Source organism: Centipeda artemidis DSM 19719 (assembly GCF_000426665.1).
Classification (GTDB): domain Bacteria; phylum Bacillota; class Negativicutes; order Selenomonadales; family Selenomonadaceae; genus Centipeda; species Centipeda artemidis.
Map to the genome: position 1 here is coordinate 252,500 of NZ_AUFU01000001.1, position 15,923 is coordinate 268,422.

Below are 15,923 nucleotides of genomic sequence, written 5' to 3' on the forward strand. Positions count from 1 at the left end.
GCATCCTAACCTAAAAAGGCGTGCTGCATCCATACCGATGCGGCATATCTTTTTTTCTGCAAAAATAAATTCAGCGCACGCGAACCTCTCCGTATTCCGTTGGGCTGTACTCATGCTGCAGAACGGCGCTGACGATCTCCTCAATGAGATGCGCAAGCCCTTCCGCGCCCAAATATCCGTGCGGCACGAGCTGCAACCGGTCAAACACGGGGTAGGAGATGCGCACAAGGACACGTCCCCCGTCCGTGCAGAGCTCCTTCTCATAGGAACTTCCAAATACGACGACCGCGTCGGACGCCCGCACCGCATCGTACACTTCCCGCATATCGCCGCGCCCGTCGCTCGAAAGGGCGACCTCCATGCCTAGCTCCTCCGCAAGGAACGTACAAAGCCCCGCCATGTGCACGGCGTCAACGAGCACAGCGGCGGGCGTTCCATAGAGATACCGCAGAGGCTCTGCGGCACGGCGAACGATCTCCTCCGCCGCCCGGACAAACGGCGCCGTCCACGCATCTATCTCCGCGATGCCGAGCGCGTCCGCCACGCACTCAATGAACGCCGTCATGCCGTGAATACCGTAGGGATAGTCTGCCACGATATAGGGCGTACCGAACTGCTCCTGCATATACGCCGCGAGCTCGCGTCCCCCGCCGCCGAGCACGATATTGAGCGCGGCACGCGGTGCGTCCCGCATCTCTGCAAAGCTGCCGCAGCCGGGCACAGACTGCACCTGCACACGTGGCGCGAGCATCTCTCGAAGCGCCGCAATATCCCCCTCCGCGCACGGATCGTCATAAGAGATTCCGAGGATATTGCACGATCTTGGAACGATCTCCCCCGGACGCATATATGCGCCGAGCGCGCGCAGCCCCGCCTCGTAGCCGTCCCCCATCGTTCCCACAGTGCCCGCGCCCATTACGTGCAGGACGGGCACGTCGAGCCCCGCGGCCGCGATCACCGCCGCCATATCGTCGCCGATGAGATTCGGCACACAGCCGCTGATGACGATGATCGCCTGCGGATCGGGATAGAGCTCTGCGGCATGCTGCAGCCCATCCCTAAGCGTCTCCGTACCGCCGTAGAGGACGTCCGACTCATACATGACCGTGCACGCCTGCCGCACATCCGCGGGGTGCTGCGCCAGATGCAGCAGCAGAGTCCCAGCATTGCACCCCACGACGGAGTGAAAGAGGATCACGGCATCGCGAATCCCGATACATGCACGGTACGCACCGAACAGCCTGCAGCTCTCCCCCGGTTTCACTGCCTCATCCTCCACATCCTGTCCCACATCTCGCGCGAGGCGAGCGCATTCGGCTCGTCCGTCATCGGATAATGCTCCTCGCTGTACCTGAGCCGCGAGAGGAGCAAATGCCGCTTTCCGCGCCGCCGCTCCACCGCACGCGCAAGCCCCGCGAGCACATCCCGATAATCCTCCATCGAAAAGGCACGCCGATCGTACATTGCAGGAATCCACGGCGCCCCAAAATGCTCGCACCGCTGCGCCCCGCTCCCCACGAGCGCATCGACACCCGCAGCGAGTCGGGCGAGCGTCCCTTCGTCGGGGCACACATAGAGCGCGATATGCGGCGCAGTCTCGCGGATCGCCGCACGAATCTTCTCATGCATCCGCGCCGCCGTCCCCTCCTCCAGCCCCCGCGTCCGCTCATAATCGGGCGGCAGGAGCAGCGCAACAAAGTCCAGCTTCATATTGTATTCGCACTCATAGATTTGAATCAACTCCGGAATTTTACTGAACGACGCGCTCACGAGACCGTACCGGAACCTTCCAAGATACGCCCGCAGCTCCCTCAGCTCCGGTGTCACACGCCGCTCCTCGGCCGCGAGAACATGCTCCGCCGCTTCCCTGCGTCCGAGCGCATCCGCAATCGTCAGATAAAAGTCACGAATCCCATCGACGCCGTACCATTCGTACAGATTTGAAAAATGGAGATACGGCGTGCCGAACCGCTCTTCCATGCGCCGCGCCCATCGCATCCGCCGTGCAATATTCAGCGCCGCGCGCGGCGCACGCACGATCTCCGCGCAGGATACCGCGGGGAGCAGTGTATTCGTCTCGATGCCGATCGCACGCAGCGTGTCGATGACGGACTGCACCGCACGGGTGCTGTGATCCCCCCATGCAAATGCCTCAATGTTGACCGTCCCGGGCGCGACCTCCTGCTCCTCCATCACTTGATCGACGAGCGCCTCCAGAACCTCGACGAACCCGCAGCCGCGGTACTCCACCTTCGTCTTTTTCCCATAGACACGCCCCTTTGCCGCGATGCGCTCCTTCAGATGCTCGACCACCGTACTGCTGCTGCGGTGCGAGAACGCCGACGACGCCACGGAGATGACGGGCGGCGCCCCCGGATGCATCTCGCGGAACCGCCGCACAATGCCGTCGATGTCCTCCTGCATCACGTCCGTCACGCAGGTCGGGAGCACCGCAATCAGCTCCGGCTGCTCCGCCGCCGCGCGCTCGAGCACATCGATCAGCTTCTCCTCACCGCCGAACACCACATCCGAATCATCGAGCCGCGTGGACAGCGCCTCGTAGACGGGCGCAGGCGTACGCGTCGAACGCCGGTAGTGGAACGCACAGCCGATCGGCCCGTGCAGCACGGGAATGCACCCCGGGATCTCGCGCAGCGCCGCAAGAGCCCCCGTGATCTTCCCGTTCAGCGCATAGTTATGGATGACGTCGATTCCCTGTATACCGTGCCACAAGCGCCTCTCATAGTATCGCTTCATTCTGCCCGCCTCCCAACAGCATCATATTGATTAGATTTTATTTTATCATAGTAGTTACAACAGATCTGTGATTTTTCTTCATGCATAGAAGTTTTTTACATATTATTTTTGCAATATAATTATTTTTCATGATTTTTTCTTAAATTTTTATTTCAATATTGATAAAATGTTATAGACAACATGCAGGAGAAAGAGGTACAATATGCCCATATGGAAATTATAGGTACATTGTACCTTCGGTTCTAGAAAGGAAGGACTCCTATGAATCTGCGTGCAAAAATCATGGCACTTGTCGGTGTTCCGCTCATCTGCATATTTCTTATCATGTTGGGCACGATTTACTGGAAGGCTTCGGAAAGTATTCAGCAAGTCGCCTCACAAGAAATGCTTCAGATGGCGAATGTTTACGCTGCCAACATCAACACGGCGCTCCAGGCAAAATCGCGTACCCTCGAAACGGTCACGCGTCTATGGAGTACAAAACCCACCTCCTATGAGGACATGACGCTTGGTGCAAAGGAGTTTGCGACGCAGAACTCCGATTTCTTTGTGGGTTTCCCCGATAAGCCGTTCATCGACGGTGCAGGATATGATATACCGAGCGATTTCGACGCGACGTCGCGCGGCTGGTACAAAGATGCGCTCTCCTCGAACAAGGTCTGCCAGTCCTCCGTCTACAAGGCAGCCAACGGTATGCCCGTCATGAGCTTTAGCTCCGCCATCCGCGACGGCAATACCGTCGTCGGCGTCGCGGGCTGCGATCTGAACCTCAGCCTCGTCGCCGACATGCTCTCCAAGGCAAAAGTCTACGACACGGGCAAGGCATTCCTCCTCACGAAGGACGGCAATTTTATCTATCATGAAAAATACTCGATCGACGACAGTATTTCGTCCGTGAACGAGCCGGAGCTCCAAACGCTTGCCCCTACATTCTTTTCCGGGTCGTCCGCCTTCAGCGAGAGCGCGGATAGTTTTTACGCCTCGACCCCGGTCGGTGATTCGGGCTGGGTTCTTGTCCTGCGCGTGCCGCAGTCCGAGGTCTTTGCCTCCTCGCGCGCCCTCCTCGGAATCATGGTCGGTATTGCAGTCGTCGCGTTCATTATCCTCTCGGGCATTCTCTTCTACATCGCACGCCTGATCTCCGTACCGGTCGAGGATCTCGCCGGATTCGCCGCGACCATCGCGCAGGGAGATCTGCGCAAAACCGCGCTGCCGGTCGAGCGCACGGACGAAATCGGCACACTGCACAATTCGTTCTGCAACATGACACACAATCTGCGCAAACTCATTCGCCAGGTCAGCGAGGTCGCGGGACACATCGCCGAGTCCTCTGCCGATCTCTCAGAAAATACCAAAGAGGCGGCACAGGCTTCGGAATACACGGCAAAATCCGTCGCACAGGTGGCGGATGCATCGCGTGCGCAGAGTGAGACCATCTCGTCGGCGACAGGGCTCATGCAGGAGTCCTCATCCAGCATCTCTCAGGTCACGGACGTCATCAGCGAGATTGTCGACTCCGCGAAAGCAACAGAGGAAGCAACCCGCGAAGGTCAGACGATCCTCTCCAATACGATCAGCAAGATGAACAGTCTCAAAGACGGAACGGTTGCCGTCACGGATACGGTCAAGGAACTGCAAAGCAGCGCGCACGAGGTCTCTTCCATTGTCGAGATGATCACAAATATCTCGGAACAGACCAACCTCCTGGCGCTCAACGCCGCGATCGAAGCCGCTCGTGCGGGCGAACACGGCAAGGGTTTCTCCGTCGTAGCGGACGAGGTACGCAAGCTCGCCGAGCAGTCGAAGGAAGCAACACAGAACATCTCTACACTCCTCGGCAGCAACGCCGTGCAGATGGATAAAACTTTCCGTGCAATGGAAGAGCAGACCACCAACGTTGAGGAGAGTGTCGAAGAGATACATCGCTCCGGTGAGAAGTTTGCCGCCATCGCCGAACTCATTGAGGGTCTCTCGGGACAAATCAACCACATCGCAGAAATCGCCGCCTCGGTTCAGAAGACCAGTCACCGCGCGGTCAGCTCCATCGAAAACATCAAGAGCGGGTCAAGCGATGCCGATACCAAGATGCAGGAAGAAGTATCGGCAATCTCCTCCGCCGCCGAACAGCAGTCCGCCGCCATGTCGGAGATTGCTGCCGCGAGCCATACGCTTTCCGAATTGGGACAAGAGCTGCAGCAGGCCACCAAGCAGTTCCGTTTATCCTAAACTAAAACCACACAAAAATAAACCGACCGATAAGATTATGTCTTATCGGTCGGTTTATTTTTATACTGTCAGCGCAGCCTGCGCTCCTTTTTCTTTTTCCAACGTACATAAAAGACAACTGCCGCAATCACCGCGCCGACGATAAAAATGAGGCTCGCCTCATGTCCGTATGCCATGAGATCCGTCCAGCTCTCGCCGAGCAGCATTCCCGCGTAAAGAATGGCGGCCGTCCACGGAAGCGATCCCGCAATCGTATAGAGGAAGAACCGATTTCGATTCACACGCGCGAATCCTGCGGGGAGCGAAATGAAGGTACGCACGACGGGCAGCATCCGGCTGAAAAAGACCGCCTTGAGACCGTAGCGGTCGAACCAGCGCTGCGCCACGTCCACATGGGACTGCTTGATGAGGAAATATTTCCCGTATTTCTCCACGAACGGGCGGCCGCCGTACGCACCGACCTCATAGGCAAAAATCGAGCCGAGCAGACCGCCGGTCATGCCCGCAGCAAGTGCTCCCTCAAACGACATATGACCCGCGAAGATGAGATAGCCCGCAAAGCCGAGAATGAGCTCACTCGGAATGGGAATACAGGCGTTCTCCGCCGCCATCAAAAGGGCGACGGCGGCATAGCCCCACGATGCGATAAACGAGAGAAAAATCTGATTGAAATACTCCACCGAAATGCGCTCCCTTATAAAATCCTCGAATCCCTACAAAAAAAGCCCCGGTGCTGTCGTACCGGAGACATGTGTTTGTGGTGGTGCCTCAGAGCGGAATCGAACCACTGACACGGGGATTTTCAGTCCCCTGCTCTACCAACTGAGCTACCGAGGCAAAAAATGGCGACCCGAAGGGGACTTGAACCCCTGACCTCCGCCGTGACAGGGCGGCATTCTAACCAACTAAACTACCGGGCCGTATTTGGTGACGCGTACGGGATTCGAACCCGTGAAGCCGCCGTGAAAGGGCGGTGTCTTAACCACTTGACCAACGCGCCGTGACTGTTTCGGCTGCAAAATAAAATGGCGTTCGCAACACACTCACGGACGCCATTATATTGGATTTTCACGCTGTTGTCAATACCTTTATACGTGCATGTCAGAGATTGATGCCGCTGCCAAGGTTCGCCCACTGGACGTCGGCGGCATACTCCTCAAGTTCCGGCAGCTTCTCCATAAGGTAGGAGTTGGTCACGCGCACGAACGTCCCCTTCATACCGAGCGACTTCGACTCGATAACGCCCGCCGACTCAAACTTGCGCAGTGCATTGACGATGACCGAACGCGTAATCTTTGCCTCGTCAGCGATGCGCGAGGCGATCAGCCTGCCCTCAAACTTGCCCTGACTGGCGAGCTCCTGCAAAATGGCGTGTGCCGCCTTGCGCTCGGAGTAGGAAAGCGTCTCGACCGCGATGCGCACTGCCTCGCGCTGCCGCGCCTCCACCTCGCTGCGCTGTGCCTCGTCGCGCAGCATCTCCATGCCGACAACGGTTGCGCCATACTCGCAGAGCAGGAGATCCGGATCGCCGAACTCCTTCTTCCCCGTTGCCACAACGAGCGTCCCCAAACGACGCCGCGGACCAAAAATCGGTGTGATCGCGATGTTTTGCCCTCTGAAGAGCTGTGCAATCTCCTTTTCATAGGACGCCTGCCCTTCGACACGCAGATTGACGTGCGTCTCCTCGAGACGGTTGAGCCAATCGACATACTTGCGCGGGAAGCGCCCTTGTTCGATTACTTCATTGACCATGAGATCCTCGTCGTAATCATCGAAGAGGGCATACCCGCATATCGCGCCGCTCTCGTCGGTAATGTAGACATTCGCCTCAAGGACGTTGCTCAACACACGCGAAATCCCATCATACTCAACGCTTTCGGAGCGCTGCAGGAGACGGTTGATTTGCCGTGTCTTCCCCAACAGTGAAATCATGTGAATCCCCCTCTTTCTCAGGCTGCATCCGCTGCCCGTGAAACCATGTTGCCATACCCCATACCTACTTTAATATCTCCTCTTGTATATATCATACTACTTTTTTTCTAAATTTCAAGAAAAACTTGAATGTTTTTCATTTTTGCTACATTAAGCAATAAAAAACACGACTCAGAAGATTCCAATTCGTAGAGATTCAGTTCTACTTGATTCAGAACAAAAATAGCAAAAGGAGAAAACAAAAAATAGACCGGCATGATTTTATCACATATAATAGAAAATGCAAACATCTTCCAAAAATTTTTCAAAAAAATAAATCGAAAAAAATATTTTCAATAATATTGTGACGCAAAGGACAATTTCACGTATTTTTTCGTGATGTGCAGAAAAATTTTTCACGGCATATTGCCTAATGTCAGGAAGCATAGTATAATAGCTTGGTATTGCGCACGGCTTGAGTGAAGTCTGCGCCGAGGAGGTGTAACAATGGCAAGTGTATGCGAGGTCTGCGGCAAAGGACCGATGAGCGGGAATAATGTGAGTCACTCCCATGTAAAGACGAAACGCAAATGGAAGCCGAATATCCAGCGTGTCCGCGCCCTTGTGAAGGGTGAAATCAAACACGTCAATGTGTGCACGCGCTGCCTGCGTTCGGGCAACGTCGATCGTGCCGTCTGAGCATTCAGTGCATAGAGAAAGCCGTCCGGCACGCCGGGCGGTTTTTTCTTTTTTGGAGAATATTGAATCAACGGGAAAGAGGTATAACGATGGGGACGGAAAATGCGCGGGAGATTCGCGCCGCCAATGCAGCGTATCGGGCGGACTTTGGAGATAAGGGGCGGCTCTCGCACCATCCGACGCGCGCCTTTGCGGTCGTCACCTGCATGGATTGCCGGCTCGACCCCGCGAAATTCGCAGGGCTTGCCGAAGGGGACGCGCATGTGATCCGCAACGCGGGCGGACGAGTGACGGAGGATGTGATCCGCTCGCTGCTGATCTCGCACAAGAGGCTCGGCACGACGGAGTGGTTCGTCATTCAGCATACGGACTGCGGGATGCAGTCCTTTACCAACGAAGAGGCGCAGGAGCAGTTCGCCTCCGATACGGGATCGCCCGAGGCGTACTATATGGACTTCATGCCCATCCGCGGCACGATCGAGGAAAGCGTCGTGCGCGATGTGCGCCGCCTGCGCCTGCACCCGCTCGTCCCGCCCGAGATAATCATCCACGGCTACATCTACGACGTGGAGACGGGACACCTCGCGCTCTCAGAGGAGGCAAATAAAATCGGTGCGGCACGCGTGTAAAAATTTCTTTCCTGCCATTCATGGGAGATGACCAATATGGCAATGCGTCTTTGTTATCAAATCCACCGGTGGGTGAGTCTCGTCTGCGCGCTGTTCTTCCTGATGCTGACGCTGACGGGGCTCCCCATGCTCTTTCGCGACGAGCTGCGCGCGTGGAACACGGTCAATCTGCCCGCAGCAAGCGATCCGCTTCCGCAAGGGGAGATCTGGCGGGCACTGCCGGAGGGATTCTCCGCAGTCGCTGCGCGCTTCCCCGGCAAGGAAATCCGCGCCGTAACGCCAAATCCTGCGGACGGCACGCTCTATTTCCTTGTGCAGGATAAAGGCAGCAAGACTGCCGAGCGCGCACACATGCGCATGGGCGGTGAGCAGATCATGTACGACGTACGCACGGGAGAGGTCTTTAACCGCAAGGAGCGCGTCTACCGTGTGCAGGGCATCGAGACGATACTGCGGTGGGCACATCTCCTGCACACGCAGCTCGGCACCGCCGGCATGGCGGGTAAACATTTTCTCGCGCTCATGTGTCTCCTCGCGATCCTCTCTATGATCTCAGGTGTTATCCTCTACGCGCCGATGATGAAGGGGCTCGCATTCGGTACGATCCGGAAAAATGCGCGGCGCGTGCTGTGGTCGGATTGGCATAAATACGTCTCCGCCATTGCGCTCGTGTGGGCTCTTGTACTCTGTCTCAGCGCCGTCTTCATCGCCTCCTACTCCGCGGGCTCGCGAAATTACCACCGCGACGCGCATATAGCTGCGATGGAGGCGTTCTCCTCCTATGTGCCGTTCGGTATCCCGATCACTCCTGCGGATGCGCTTCGCACGGTGCAGGAGGCCTATCCGGACAAGAACATCCTCACGATGGCGCTGCCCGAGCACGACGGCGGGCATTATACGTTCCACATCGCCGACCCGCCTGCGAAGCCGACAAATTTTGTCCTTGACGAGATGGTGTTCCTGCCGGACGACCGCGGAGCTGAACCGCTGCTCGTCCCGCCGCCGGACTGGCTGCGCATGACACCGATCTTCCTCAATCTGCACATCCACAATCACGATACGATCCCTCTCAAGATTATTTGGGCGGCGATGCTCCTTCTGACAGCAGCGATGATCGTAACGGGCTGCGTACTCCTCTGGACGCGCAAATACAATGCCGTCTACCGGAACGTGCCGCCCGTGATGCGCCGCATCGGGATGTCCGTATGGCGCGCCCCCATGCTGATCGCCGCTCTCTCTGTGATCGGTCTATTCGCCCCCATCACAGGCGGCATCGGCAACATCGTCGGTGTCCTCGCGTTGGGTCTGCCGGTCGTATATTTTGTCTATTTGCTGGTGCGCATGAATCATGATCACCGTGCCTAGGTTCATCATGCCGTCGAATACTGACGTTTCGCAGCTGCGATAAATGCCCTCGCACTGCGCCATTTTCCCCGCTAAAAAGAGCTGCAGCACATTGTACAATACATATGTGCCGCAGCTCTTTTCGATAACAATGTGCGGATTATGATCTGCCGCGCCGCCGCACATCCTCCTCGATCCCCTTTTTCCAGTCCGCGGAAAGGGGCTCCTCACAGACACGCACACATCTGATCGCTTCGGACATTGCCATGAAGTTCAGCGTTGTCCCCCGGGCATCCGCACGGTAGTTCACAGCGTGCCCTGCGCCGATGCCGAACTGCCCAGCAGCCTCAATGGCATCAATATTTGCCCCAAGGAAGAGGAACTCCCAACCACGCGCCTTTTGCTTCTTCACCATTTGTTTCACGCGCTCATAGGTATAGCGTGTGCTTGCATTTTCCATGCCGTCCGTCGTAATGATGAAAAGTGTCTTTTCCGGCACATCTTCACGCCGCGCATACTTATGGACATTGGCAATATGCCGTATCGCGCCGCCCACGGCATCAAGGAGCGCCGTGCTGCCGCGTACGAAGTATTCGCGCGCGGTGAGCTGCGGAACCTCTGCGATCGGCAGGCGATCGTGGATCACATCGATTTCGTTGTCAAAGAGCACCGTCGATACATACGCTTCTCCCTCTTCCTCCTGCTGCTTTGCAAGCATGGAGTTAAATCCGCCGACAGTATCCGCTTCGAGACCGCCCATTGATCCGCTGCGATCCAAAATAAATACAATCTCCGTTACCTTGTTCATGATAAATCCTCCCTCTCTGCTGAAAGACTTTTACTGTCATGATTTTAGCAAAAAGGAAGGGCGCGGCGGTCGCCTGCAAAGCGACAAATCAGCTGCCGAGGGTCGGCTGCTCAAACGAAAACAGCGCCTGGTTGATGATAAAAATATCGTATTTTTCACGTGTGATAAAGTATTCGACAATGAGATCCGCTTTGCTGCTGTGCGAGAGCGCATAGCCCGCACGCTCAAGGAGATCGCGCGTCTCATCAAGACTCAGACGAAGCGCCACGGAAAGCGCGAGTGCCGTACTCTTGCGCGGCTGATAATCCGAATTGCTGCGAATCTTTGAGAACAGTTTACGGTCGATATTCGCCCGCTTATAGACCTCGGGATCCTTAAATCCTTTCGCGTCGATATAGTGTATCAGCCGCTCGGAAAACGTCTCATCCCTGCGTCCCAGCCATCGCCCGAGAGAGGATGCCGTTCCGGTGCCGAGACCTATCAAGCGGCGCGGCGGTCTCGCCCCCGCGCCGCGGGGACGCCGCACCTCAAATATCGGCTCCTCCTCCGCAGTACGCATATCCCGCGCTGCCGCCCGTGCCGCATAATTCTCGTCAATATATGCACGCACATCGTCAAAAAGGTGTCCCGAACGTTGAAATGACTTGCGGTCGAACACAACGAGATAGACAGTCATATCGTGCCGTAAAACGTATTCACTGATTGCTCCCACGGCAGTCTCCAGGGCAGCTTCGACAGGACAGCCAAAGATCCCCGCCGAGATGAGCGGAAATGCAACCGTCTTGCAGCCATGTTCCCGTGCAAGACGCAGCGACGATAGGTATGCCGCACGCAGGAGATCCGGCTCACCGTGCTTTCCGTCCTGCCACACGGGGCCGACCGTATGGATGACATAGTGCGCAGGCAGGTCAAATCCCAGCGTGATGAACGCCTCGCCTGTGAGAATATCGCCAATTTTGCGGCGTGCCGCAATCAGCGCTGCCCCCGCTGCACGGTGAATCGCACCATCCACACCTCCCCCGATGATCGGGCGCGGATTCGCACTGTTCACGATCGCATCGACATTCATCTTTGTAATATCATTTCGTATGAGTTCAAACGGCACCGTGATTCTCCCCTTTGCAGAAAAAGGCTCTCCCGAGTTCCTCTTCTCGGGAAAGCCTTTTCATTCGTCATGTGTATATCTCTCACTCACGCGTACATAAATGCGTCGGCAAGTCCCCAAATGATCAGGAGAATGCCGACAGCCCACGCGTAGACGCCGGCGCGCGGCAGACGCTGCACGAAGAAGTACAGCCCTTGATCGGCACGCGGCAGTTGTTTTACGGTTTCTTCATTGGCCGCCATGCCGATGCGTGCCGCAAATGAACGCCGAATGAAATAGAGAGGAAGCCCGCCGCAAAGCAGAATACAGCCGATGAAGAATCTGAGCATGGATTGTGCTTTCTCGGATTCAAAATCGTATCCGGGCACGAGGTCTAGGTCGTGGATCACAAACGGAATGAGCGCGATGAGTACCGATCCGAAGACGCCGACCGTACACATGAGCGCGGCACCGCTTGCTTCACCCCGCCGATACCAAACGATCGTCTGCAGGAGACGTTTTCCAACGAGCAATAAAATAAACGCTGTGATATACACAAAAAATAAACTCCTCTTCCTGTTGACAGGCATGCTTCCTGCTCCTTGATGTTACCGCATGAAATACGCGGCGCCGGACTCGAACACCTGTTGATTCATATCGCCGACAACGTTCTTTCCGATGTTCTCGCCAATGCGCTCCGCATGCGCCATGCGCCCGTAGATGCGCCCGTCTGGACTGGTAATGCCCTCGATCGCGTTGACCGATCCGTTCGGATTGTACGGCTGCTCGAGCGTCGGATCGCCTTGATCGTTCACGTACTGTGTCGCGATCTGCCCGCGCACGCGCAAATTCGCCACGGTTCTCGCATCGGCATAGAAACGCCCCTCGCCGTGCGAGACGGCAATCGTATGTGCATCGCCGACGTTGACGTTCGTCAGCCACGGCGAGAGATTCGACGCAACGCGCACGCGCACGGTCTGCGACACGTGACGTGCGATATTGTTGTAGGTGAGCGTCGGCGTGTTTTCGTCGAGATCGCAGATTTTCCCGTAGGGCAGCAGTCCAAGTTTGAGGAGCGCTTGAAACCCGTTGCAGATGCCGAGGATCAGCCCGTCCTGGTCGCGCAGGAGACGCTGCACTCCTTCCGCGATCTCGGGCGCACGGAACATCGCCGCAATGAACTTGCCCGATCCGCCCGGCTCATCACCGCCGCTGAACCCGCCCGGCAGCATGAGAATCTGAGTCTGCCGCAGAGCCACAGCGATCGCGTGCACGGTCTCCTCAACCGCCTGCGGCGTGAGGTTGCGCACAACGAGGATCTCCGGAACCGCGCCGACACGCTCCCATGCGCGCGCGGAGTCATATTCGCAGTTTGTCCCCGGAAATACGGGAATGAGTACGCGCGGACGCGCAATCTTTACCGCACGGCTCAGCGGGCGTCCGCTCGTATAGGGCGCATAGGTCGGGCGGTCGATCTGCCGCACCGTCTGCGGCACCGTTGTTGGGAAGATCTTCTCCAGCGGCTCGGTATACGCCGCCTTGACATCGGAAAGCACGATGGTATCGAGATCCGTGATGATACTCGGCACGTCGCGCGTCTCACCGAGTTCAACGGCGCCCGTCCCCGCAAGCTCCTTCGGAATATCGAGTGTCGAAGCGACCTCAAGCAATACCGTTCCATAAAGAGGCTTAAAAAGATCATCCTGCGGAATAAATGCCTTGAACTTAAAGCCGAGATTGTTGCCCAGGCACATCTTCGAAAGCGCCGCCGCGATTCCGCCCTTTCCGACGGTCTGCGCAGAGAATGCCTTCTGCCCGGCGATCAGCTGATAGATCTTTTCAAAATTTTTATTCAGGCGCGGGAAGACGGGCAGATCCTGCGCATCGCGCGGCACGGGGATCATGACGACGCGGTTCGCCGGGAATTTGAACTCGGGCGAGATCACCTCATCCGCACGAACGGGCGCAACGGCAAATGCCACGAGCGTCGGCGGCACGTTCAGATCCTCGAACGTGCCGGACATCGAGTCCTTTCCGCCGATGGCGGGCATCCCCAGCGCGTGCTGGGCATAAAGCGCGCCGAGAAGCGCGGCAAAGGGCTTGCCCCACTTCTTCGGGTCGGTGCCAAGATGCTCGAAATACTCTTGTAAGGTCAAGCGAATCTGTTGTGGATTGCCCCCTGTTGCAACGATCTTCGACGCTGCCTCAACGATCGCGTAGACTGCACCATGGAACGGACTCCATGTCGAAAGATCTGGATCGAATCCGAACGCCATCGCCGACGCCGTATTCGTCGCCCCTGTCCGCACAGGAATCTTTGCAACCATTGCTTCTGCGGGGGTCAGCTGATATTTCCCGCCAAACGGCATGAGAACGGAGGCTGCGCCAATGGTGGCGTCAAAGCGCTCGCCGAGCCCCTTTTGACTGCATACGTTCAGGTCGCGCAGATTACTGAGCCACGCCTTCTCAAGATCACGTCCGGCGCGTCTGACAACGCCGGGAACCTGCTGCAGATACGGATTCTTCTCATTCGGCGTCTCGACAAGCGTGCGTACGCGCTGACGCACACCGTTCGTCGCAAGGAAGCTGCGCGCGAGCCGCACGATCTCCTTGCCGCGCCACTTCATAACGAGACGCGGTTCCGCCGTCACGACCGCGACGCGGGTTGCCTCGAGATTTTCGGCGTCTGCGTGGTGCAGAAACGCCTCAACATCCCCGGGCGCAAGCACGACCGCCATACGCTCCTGCGACTCTGAGATGGCAAGCTCCGTGCCGTCAAGCCCCTCGTATTTTTTCGGCACGGCATCGAGGTCGATCATCAGTCCGTCGGCGAGCTCGCCGATCGCAACGGCGACACCGCCCGCACCAAAATCATTGCAGCGCTTGATCATGCGGCTGACTTCAGGATTCCGGAACAGCCGCTGGATCTTTCGCTCGGTCGGTGCATTTCCTTTCTGCACCTCCGCGCCCGAGGTCGTCAGCGACGCCTCCGTATGCTGCTTCGATGAGCCTGTCGCACCGCCGATGCCGTCGCGTCCCGTGCGTCCGCCGAGCAGGACAATGACGTCGCCCGGCGCGGGGCGCTCGCGCACAACCTGCGCCGCAGGAGCAGCGCCGATGACCGCACCGATCTCCATGCGCTTGGCGAGGTATCCTTTATGATAGATTTCACGCACAATCCCCGTCGCAAGTCCGATCTGATTTCCGTAAGAGCTGTATCCCTCTGCCGCGCCGATTGTGATTTTCTTCTGCGGGAGCTTGCCCTGTAAGGTGTCCTCGATCGGTACGCGCGGATCCCATGCCCCCGTGACGCGCATCGCCTGATAGACATAGGAGCGCCCCGAGAGCGGGTCGCGGATCGCGCCGCCGAGACAGGTCGCCGCACCGCCGAACGGCTCAATCTCCGTCGGGTGGTTATGCGTCTCGTTCTTGAACATGAGCAGCCAGTCCTCGTCCTTGCCGTCCACGTCCACCTTGATGCGGATGCTGCACGCGTTGATCTCCTCCGATTCGTCGAGATCCTTGAGTTTGCGCTCCGCACGCAGCGCCTTCATGCCGATGACCGCGATGTCCATCAGCGTAGATTCACGCTTTTTTCCGTCCGTATAGAGCGCCCGGCGGTCGTCCGTATATTGCTGATAGGCTTCGAGAATGGGCAGAGAGAAAAAGCCGTTTTCGATATTCACCGCATCAATCGCCGTGGTAAATGTCGTGTGCCGGCAGTGATCCGACCAGTAGGTGTCGATGACGCGCAGCTCCGCGATCGTCGGCGCATGGCGCTCTGTGTCGCGGAAATACTGCTGCACAAATTCGAGATCCGCTTCGCTCATCGCAAAGCCGCGTGCCGCATGGAATCGCTCCAGCTCAATACGCGTGAGGCGCGTAAAGTCGGTCAGTACCTCCACATCCATCGGCATCGACACCTGCGCATCGAGTGTTGCGGGGGTCGCCAGTGATGCCTCACGGCTCTCCACCGTATTGATGAGATACTTTTTAATGCGCTCACAGGTTGGATCGTCTACCTTGCCGACGAGAACCACAACACGCGCCGTACGAACCACCGGACGCTCCCCCTGCATCACGAGCTGCACACACTCCGCCGCGGCTGCCGCCGCCGGATCGAACTGCCCCGGCAGAGGCTCAATCGCAAAGATATGTGCATCCGAAAAATACGGAAGCGCATCCTCATACACCGTATCAACGGGCGGATCGGCAAAGACAATATTGCGCACCTGCGCAAACTCCTCTTCGCTCAGCCCTTCTATATCGTAACGCGTGATCAGGCGTACTGCACGCAGATGCGTAAGACGGAACGTCTCCACAAGGTCGGTGCACAGGCGCTGCGCCGGGATATCGAAAAATCCTTGTCGCTTTTCCACAAAGATTCGTTTGACAGACATAGGAACCCCCTCTTCTATGAAGCTATCATCCCATGTTCTATTTTATCCGAACTGCATAAAATATG

At 57.2% G+C, this 15,923-nt stretch carries 12 protein-coding genes and 3 tRNA genes; 4 read left to right on the forward strand and 11 right to left on the reverse strand.

The window, feature by feature from the left end; genetic code table 11:
* Positions 1-70 precede the first annotated feature (70 nt).
* Positions 71-1,291: a nitrogenase component 1 gene (locus K341_RS0101235; protein ID WP_248676855.1), complete on the reverse strand. Its 1,221-nt coding sequence runs from the start codon at positions 1,289-1,291 to the stop codon at positions 71-73.
* A complete protein-coding gene (locus K341_RS0101240) occupies positions 1,261-2,757 on the reverse strand; it encodes a nitrogenase component 1 (protein WP_026761590.1) in 1,497 nt (498 codons plus the stop codon). The genes K341_RS0101235 and K341_RS0101240 overlap by 31 nt, the downstream gene beginning before the upstream one ends.
* Before the next feature lie 261 nt (positions 2,758-3,018).
* Between K341_RS0101240 and K341_RS0101245 the strand changes: the two genes are divergently transcribed.
* Positions 3,019-4,983: a methyl-accepting chemotaxis protein gene (locus K341_RS0101245; protein WP_026761591.1), complete on the forward strand. Its 1,965-nt coding sequence runs from the start codon at positions 3,019-3,021 to the stop codon at positions 4,981-4,983.
* Positions 4,984-5,051: 68 nt separating this feature from the next.
* Here K341_RS0101245 and K341_RS0101250 read toward each other — a convergent pair whose 3' ends face one another.
* From K341_RS0101250 to codY, 5 genes are all read right to left on the reverse strand, one after another.
* Positions 5,052-5,663 carry a DedA family protein gene (locus tag K341_RS0101250; RefSeq protein WP_009349808.1) on the reverse strand — a complete coding sequence of 204 codons (612 nt, stop codon included), beginning with the start codon at positions 5,661-5,663 and terminating at the stop codon, positions 5,052-5,054.
* An 81-nt stretch (positions 5,664-5,744) separates the two neighbouring features.
* Positions 5,745-5,820: transfer RNA gene (locus tag K341_RS0101255), tRNA-Phe, on the reverse strand.
* Between the two features lie 6 nt (positions 5,821-5,826).
* A tRNA-Asp gene (locus tag K341_RS0101260) sits at positions 5,827-5,903 on the reverse strand.
* 5 nt (positions 5,904-5,908) lie between these two features.
* A tRNA-Glu gene (locus K341_RS0101265) sits at positions 5,909-5,983 on the reverse strand.
* A gap of 101 nt (positions 5,984-6,084) precedes the next feature.
* Positions 6,085-6,915: a GTP-sensing pleiotropic transcriptional regulator CodY gene (codY, locus tag K341_RS0101270; RefSeq protein WP_009349807.1), complete on the reverse strand. Its 831-nt coding sequence runs from the start codon at positions 6,913-6,915 to the stop codon at positions 6,085-6,087.
* Between the two features lie 486 nt (positions 6,916-7,401).
* On the opposite strand from codY, the gene rpmB reads away from it, so the two are divergent.
* The 3 genes from rpmB to K341_RS0101285 all read left to right on the forward strand — a co-directional run bounded on the left by rpmB (position 7,402) and on the right by K341_RS0101285 (position 9,587).
* Complete coding sequence (gene rpmB, locus K341_RS0101275) at positions 7,402-7,593, forward strand: 50S ribosomal protein L28 (RefSeq protein WP_009349805.1); 192 nt, start codon at positions 7,402-7,404, stop codon at positions 7,591-7,593.
* Between the two features lie 89 nt (positions 7,594-7,682).
* Positions 7,683-8,222: a beta-class carbonic anhydrase gene (locus K341_RS0101280; RefSeq protein ID WP_026761592.1), complete on the forward strand. Its 540-nt coding sequence runs from the start codon at positions 7,683-7,685 to the stop codon at positions 8,220-8,222.
* Between the two features lie 27 nt (positions 8,223-8,249).
* Positions 8,250-9,587 (forward strand): PepSY-associated TM helix domain-containing protein, encoded by a 1,338-nt coding sequence (locus K341_RS0101285; RefSeq protein WP_026761593.1) that lies wholly within the window; start codon positions 8,250-8,252, stop codon positions 9,585-9,587.
* A gap of 139 nt (positions 9,588-9,726) precedes the next feature.
* Here the strand turns inward: K341_RS0101285 and K341_RS0101290 are convergent, their stop codons facing one another.
* From K341_RS0101290 to K341_RS0101305, 4 genes are all read right to left on the reverse strand, one after another.
* The gene (locus tag K341_RS0101290; protein ID WP_026761594.1) at positions 9,727-10,374 is read right to left on the reverse strand and encodes a vWA domain-containing protein; all 648 of its coding nucleotides are present in this window, start codon (positions 10,372-10,374) and stop codon (positions 9,727-9,729) included.
* A gap of 88 nt (positions 10,375-10,462) precedes the next feature.
* The gene (locus K341_RS0101295; RefSeq protein WP_026761595.1) at positions 10,463-11,479 is read right to left on the reverse strand and encodes a macro domain-containing protein; all 1,017 of its coding nucleotides are present in this window, start codon (positions 11,477-11,479) and stop codon (positions 10,463-10,465) included.
* Positions 11,480-11,565: 86 nt separating this feature from the next.
* Positions 11,566-12,015 carry a hypothetical protein gene (locus tag K341_RS0101300; protein WP_026761596.1) on the reverse strand — a complete coding sequence of 150 codons (450 nt, stop codon included), beginning with the start codon at positions 12,013-12,015 and terminating at the stop codon, positions 11,566-11,568.
* 51 nt (positions 12,016-12,066) lie between these two features.
* A complete protein-coding gene (locus tag K341_RS0101305) occupies positions 12,067-15,858 on the reverse strand; it encodes a phosphoribosylformylglycinamidine synthase (protein WP_026761597.1) in 3,792 nt (1,263 codons plus the stop codon).
* Positions 15,859-15,923: the final 65 nt, after the last annotated feature.

Excerpts from the sequence above, each read along its gene's own strand:
- K341_RS0101240 (WP_026761590.1), bottom strand. The coding sequence starts at position 2,757 with ATGAAGCGATACTATGAGAGGCGCTTGTGGCACGGTATACAGGGAATC.
- K341_RS0101245 (WP_026761591.1), top strand. The coding sequence starts at position 3,019 with ATGAATCTGCGTGCAAAAATCATGGCACTTGTCGGTGTTCCGCTCATC.
- codY (WP_009349807.1), bottom strand. The coding sequence starts at position 6,915 with ATGATTTCACTGTTGGGGAAGACACGGCAAATCAACCGTCTCCTGCAG.
- rpmB (WP_009349805.1), top strand. The coding sequence starts at position 7,402 with ATGGCAAGTGTATGCGAGGTCTGCGGCAAAGGACCGATGAGCGGGAAT.
- K341_RS0101280 (WP_026761592.1), top strand. The coding sequence starts at position 7,683 with ATGGGGACGGAAAATGCGCGGGAGATTCGCGCCGCCAATGCAGCGTAT.
- K341_RS0101285 (WP_026761593.1), top strand. The coding sequence starts at position 8,250 with ATGACCAATATGGCAATGCGTCTTTGTTATCAAATCCACCGGTGGGTG.
- K341_RS0101290 (WP_026761594.1), bottom strand. The coding sequence starts at position 10,374 with ATGAACAAGGTAACGGAGATTGTATTTATTTTGGATCGCAGCGGATCA.
- K341_RS0101305 (WP_026761597.1), bottom strand. The coding sequence starts at position 15,858 with ATGTCTGTCAAACGAATCTTTGTGGAAAAGCGACAAGGATTTTTCGAT.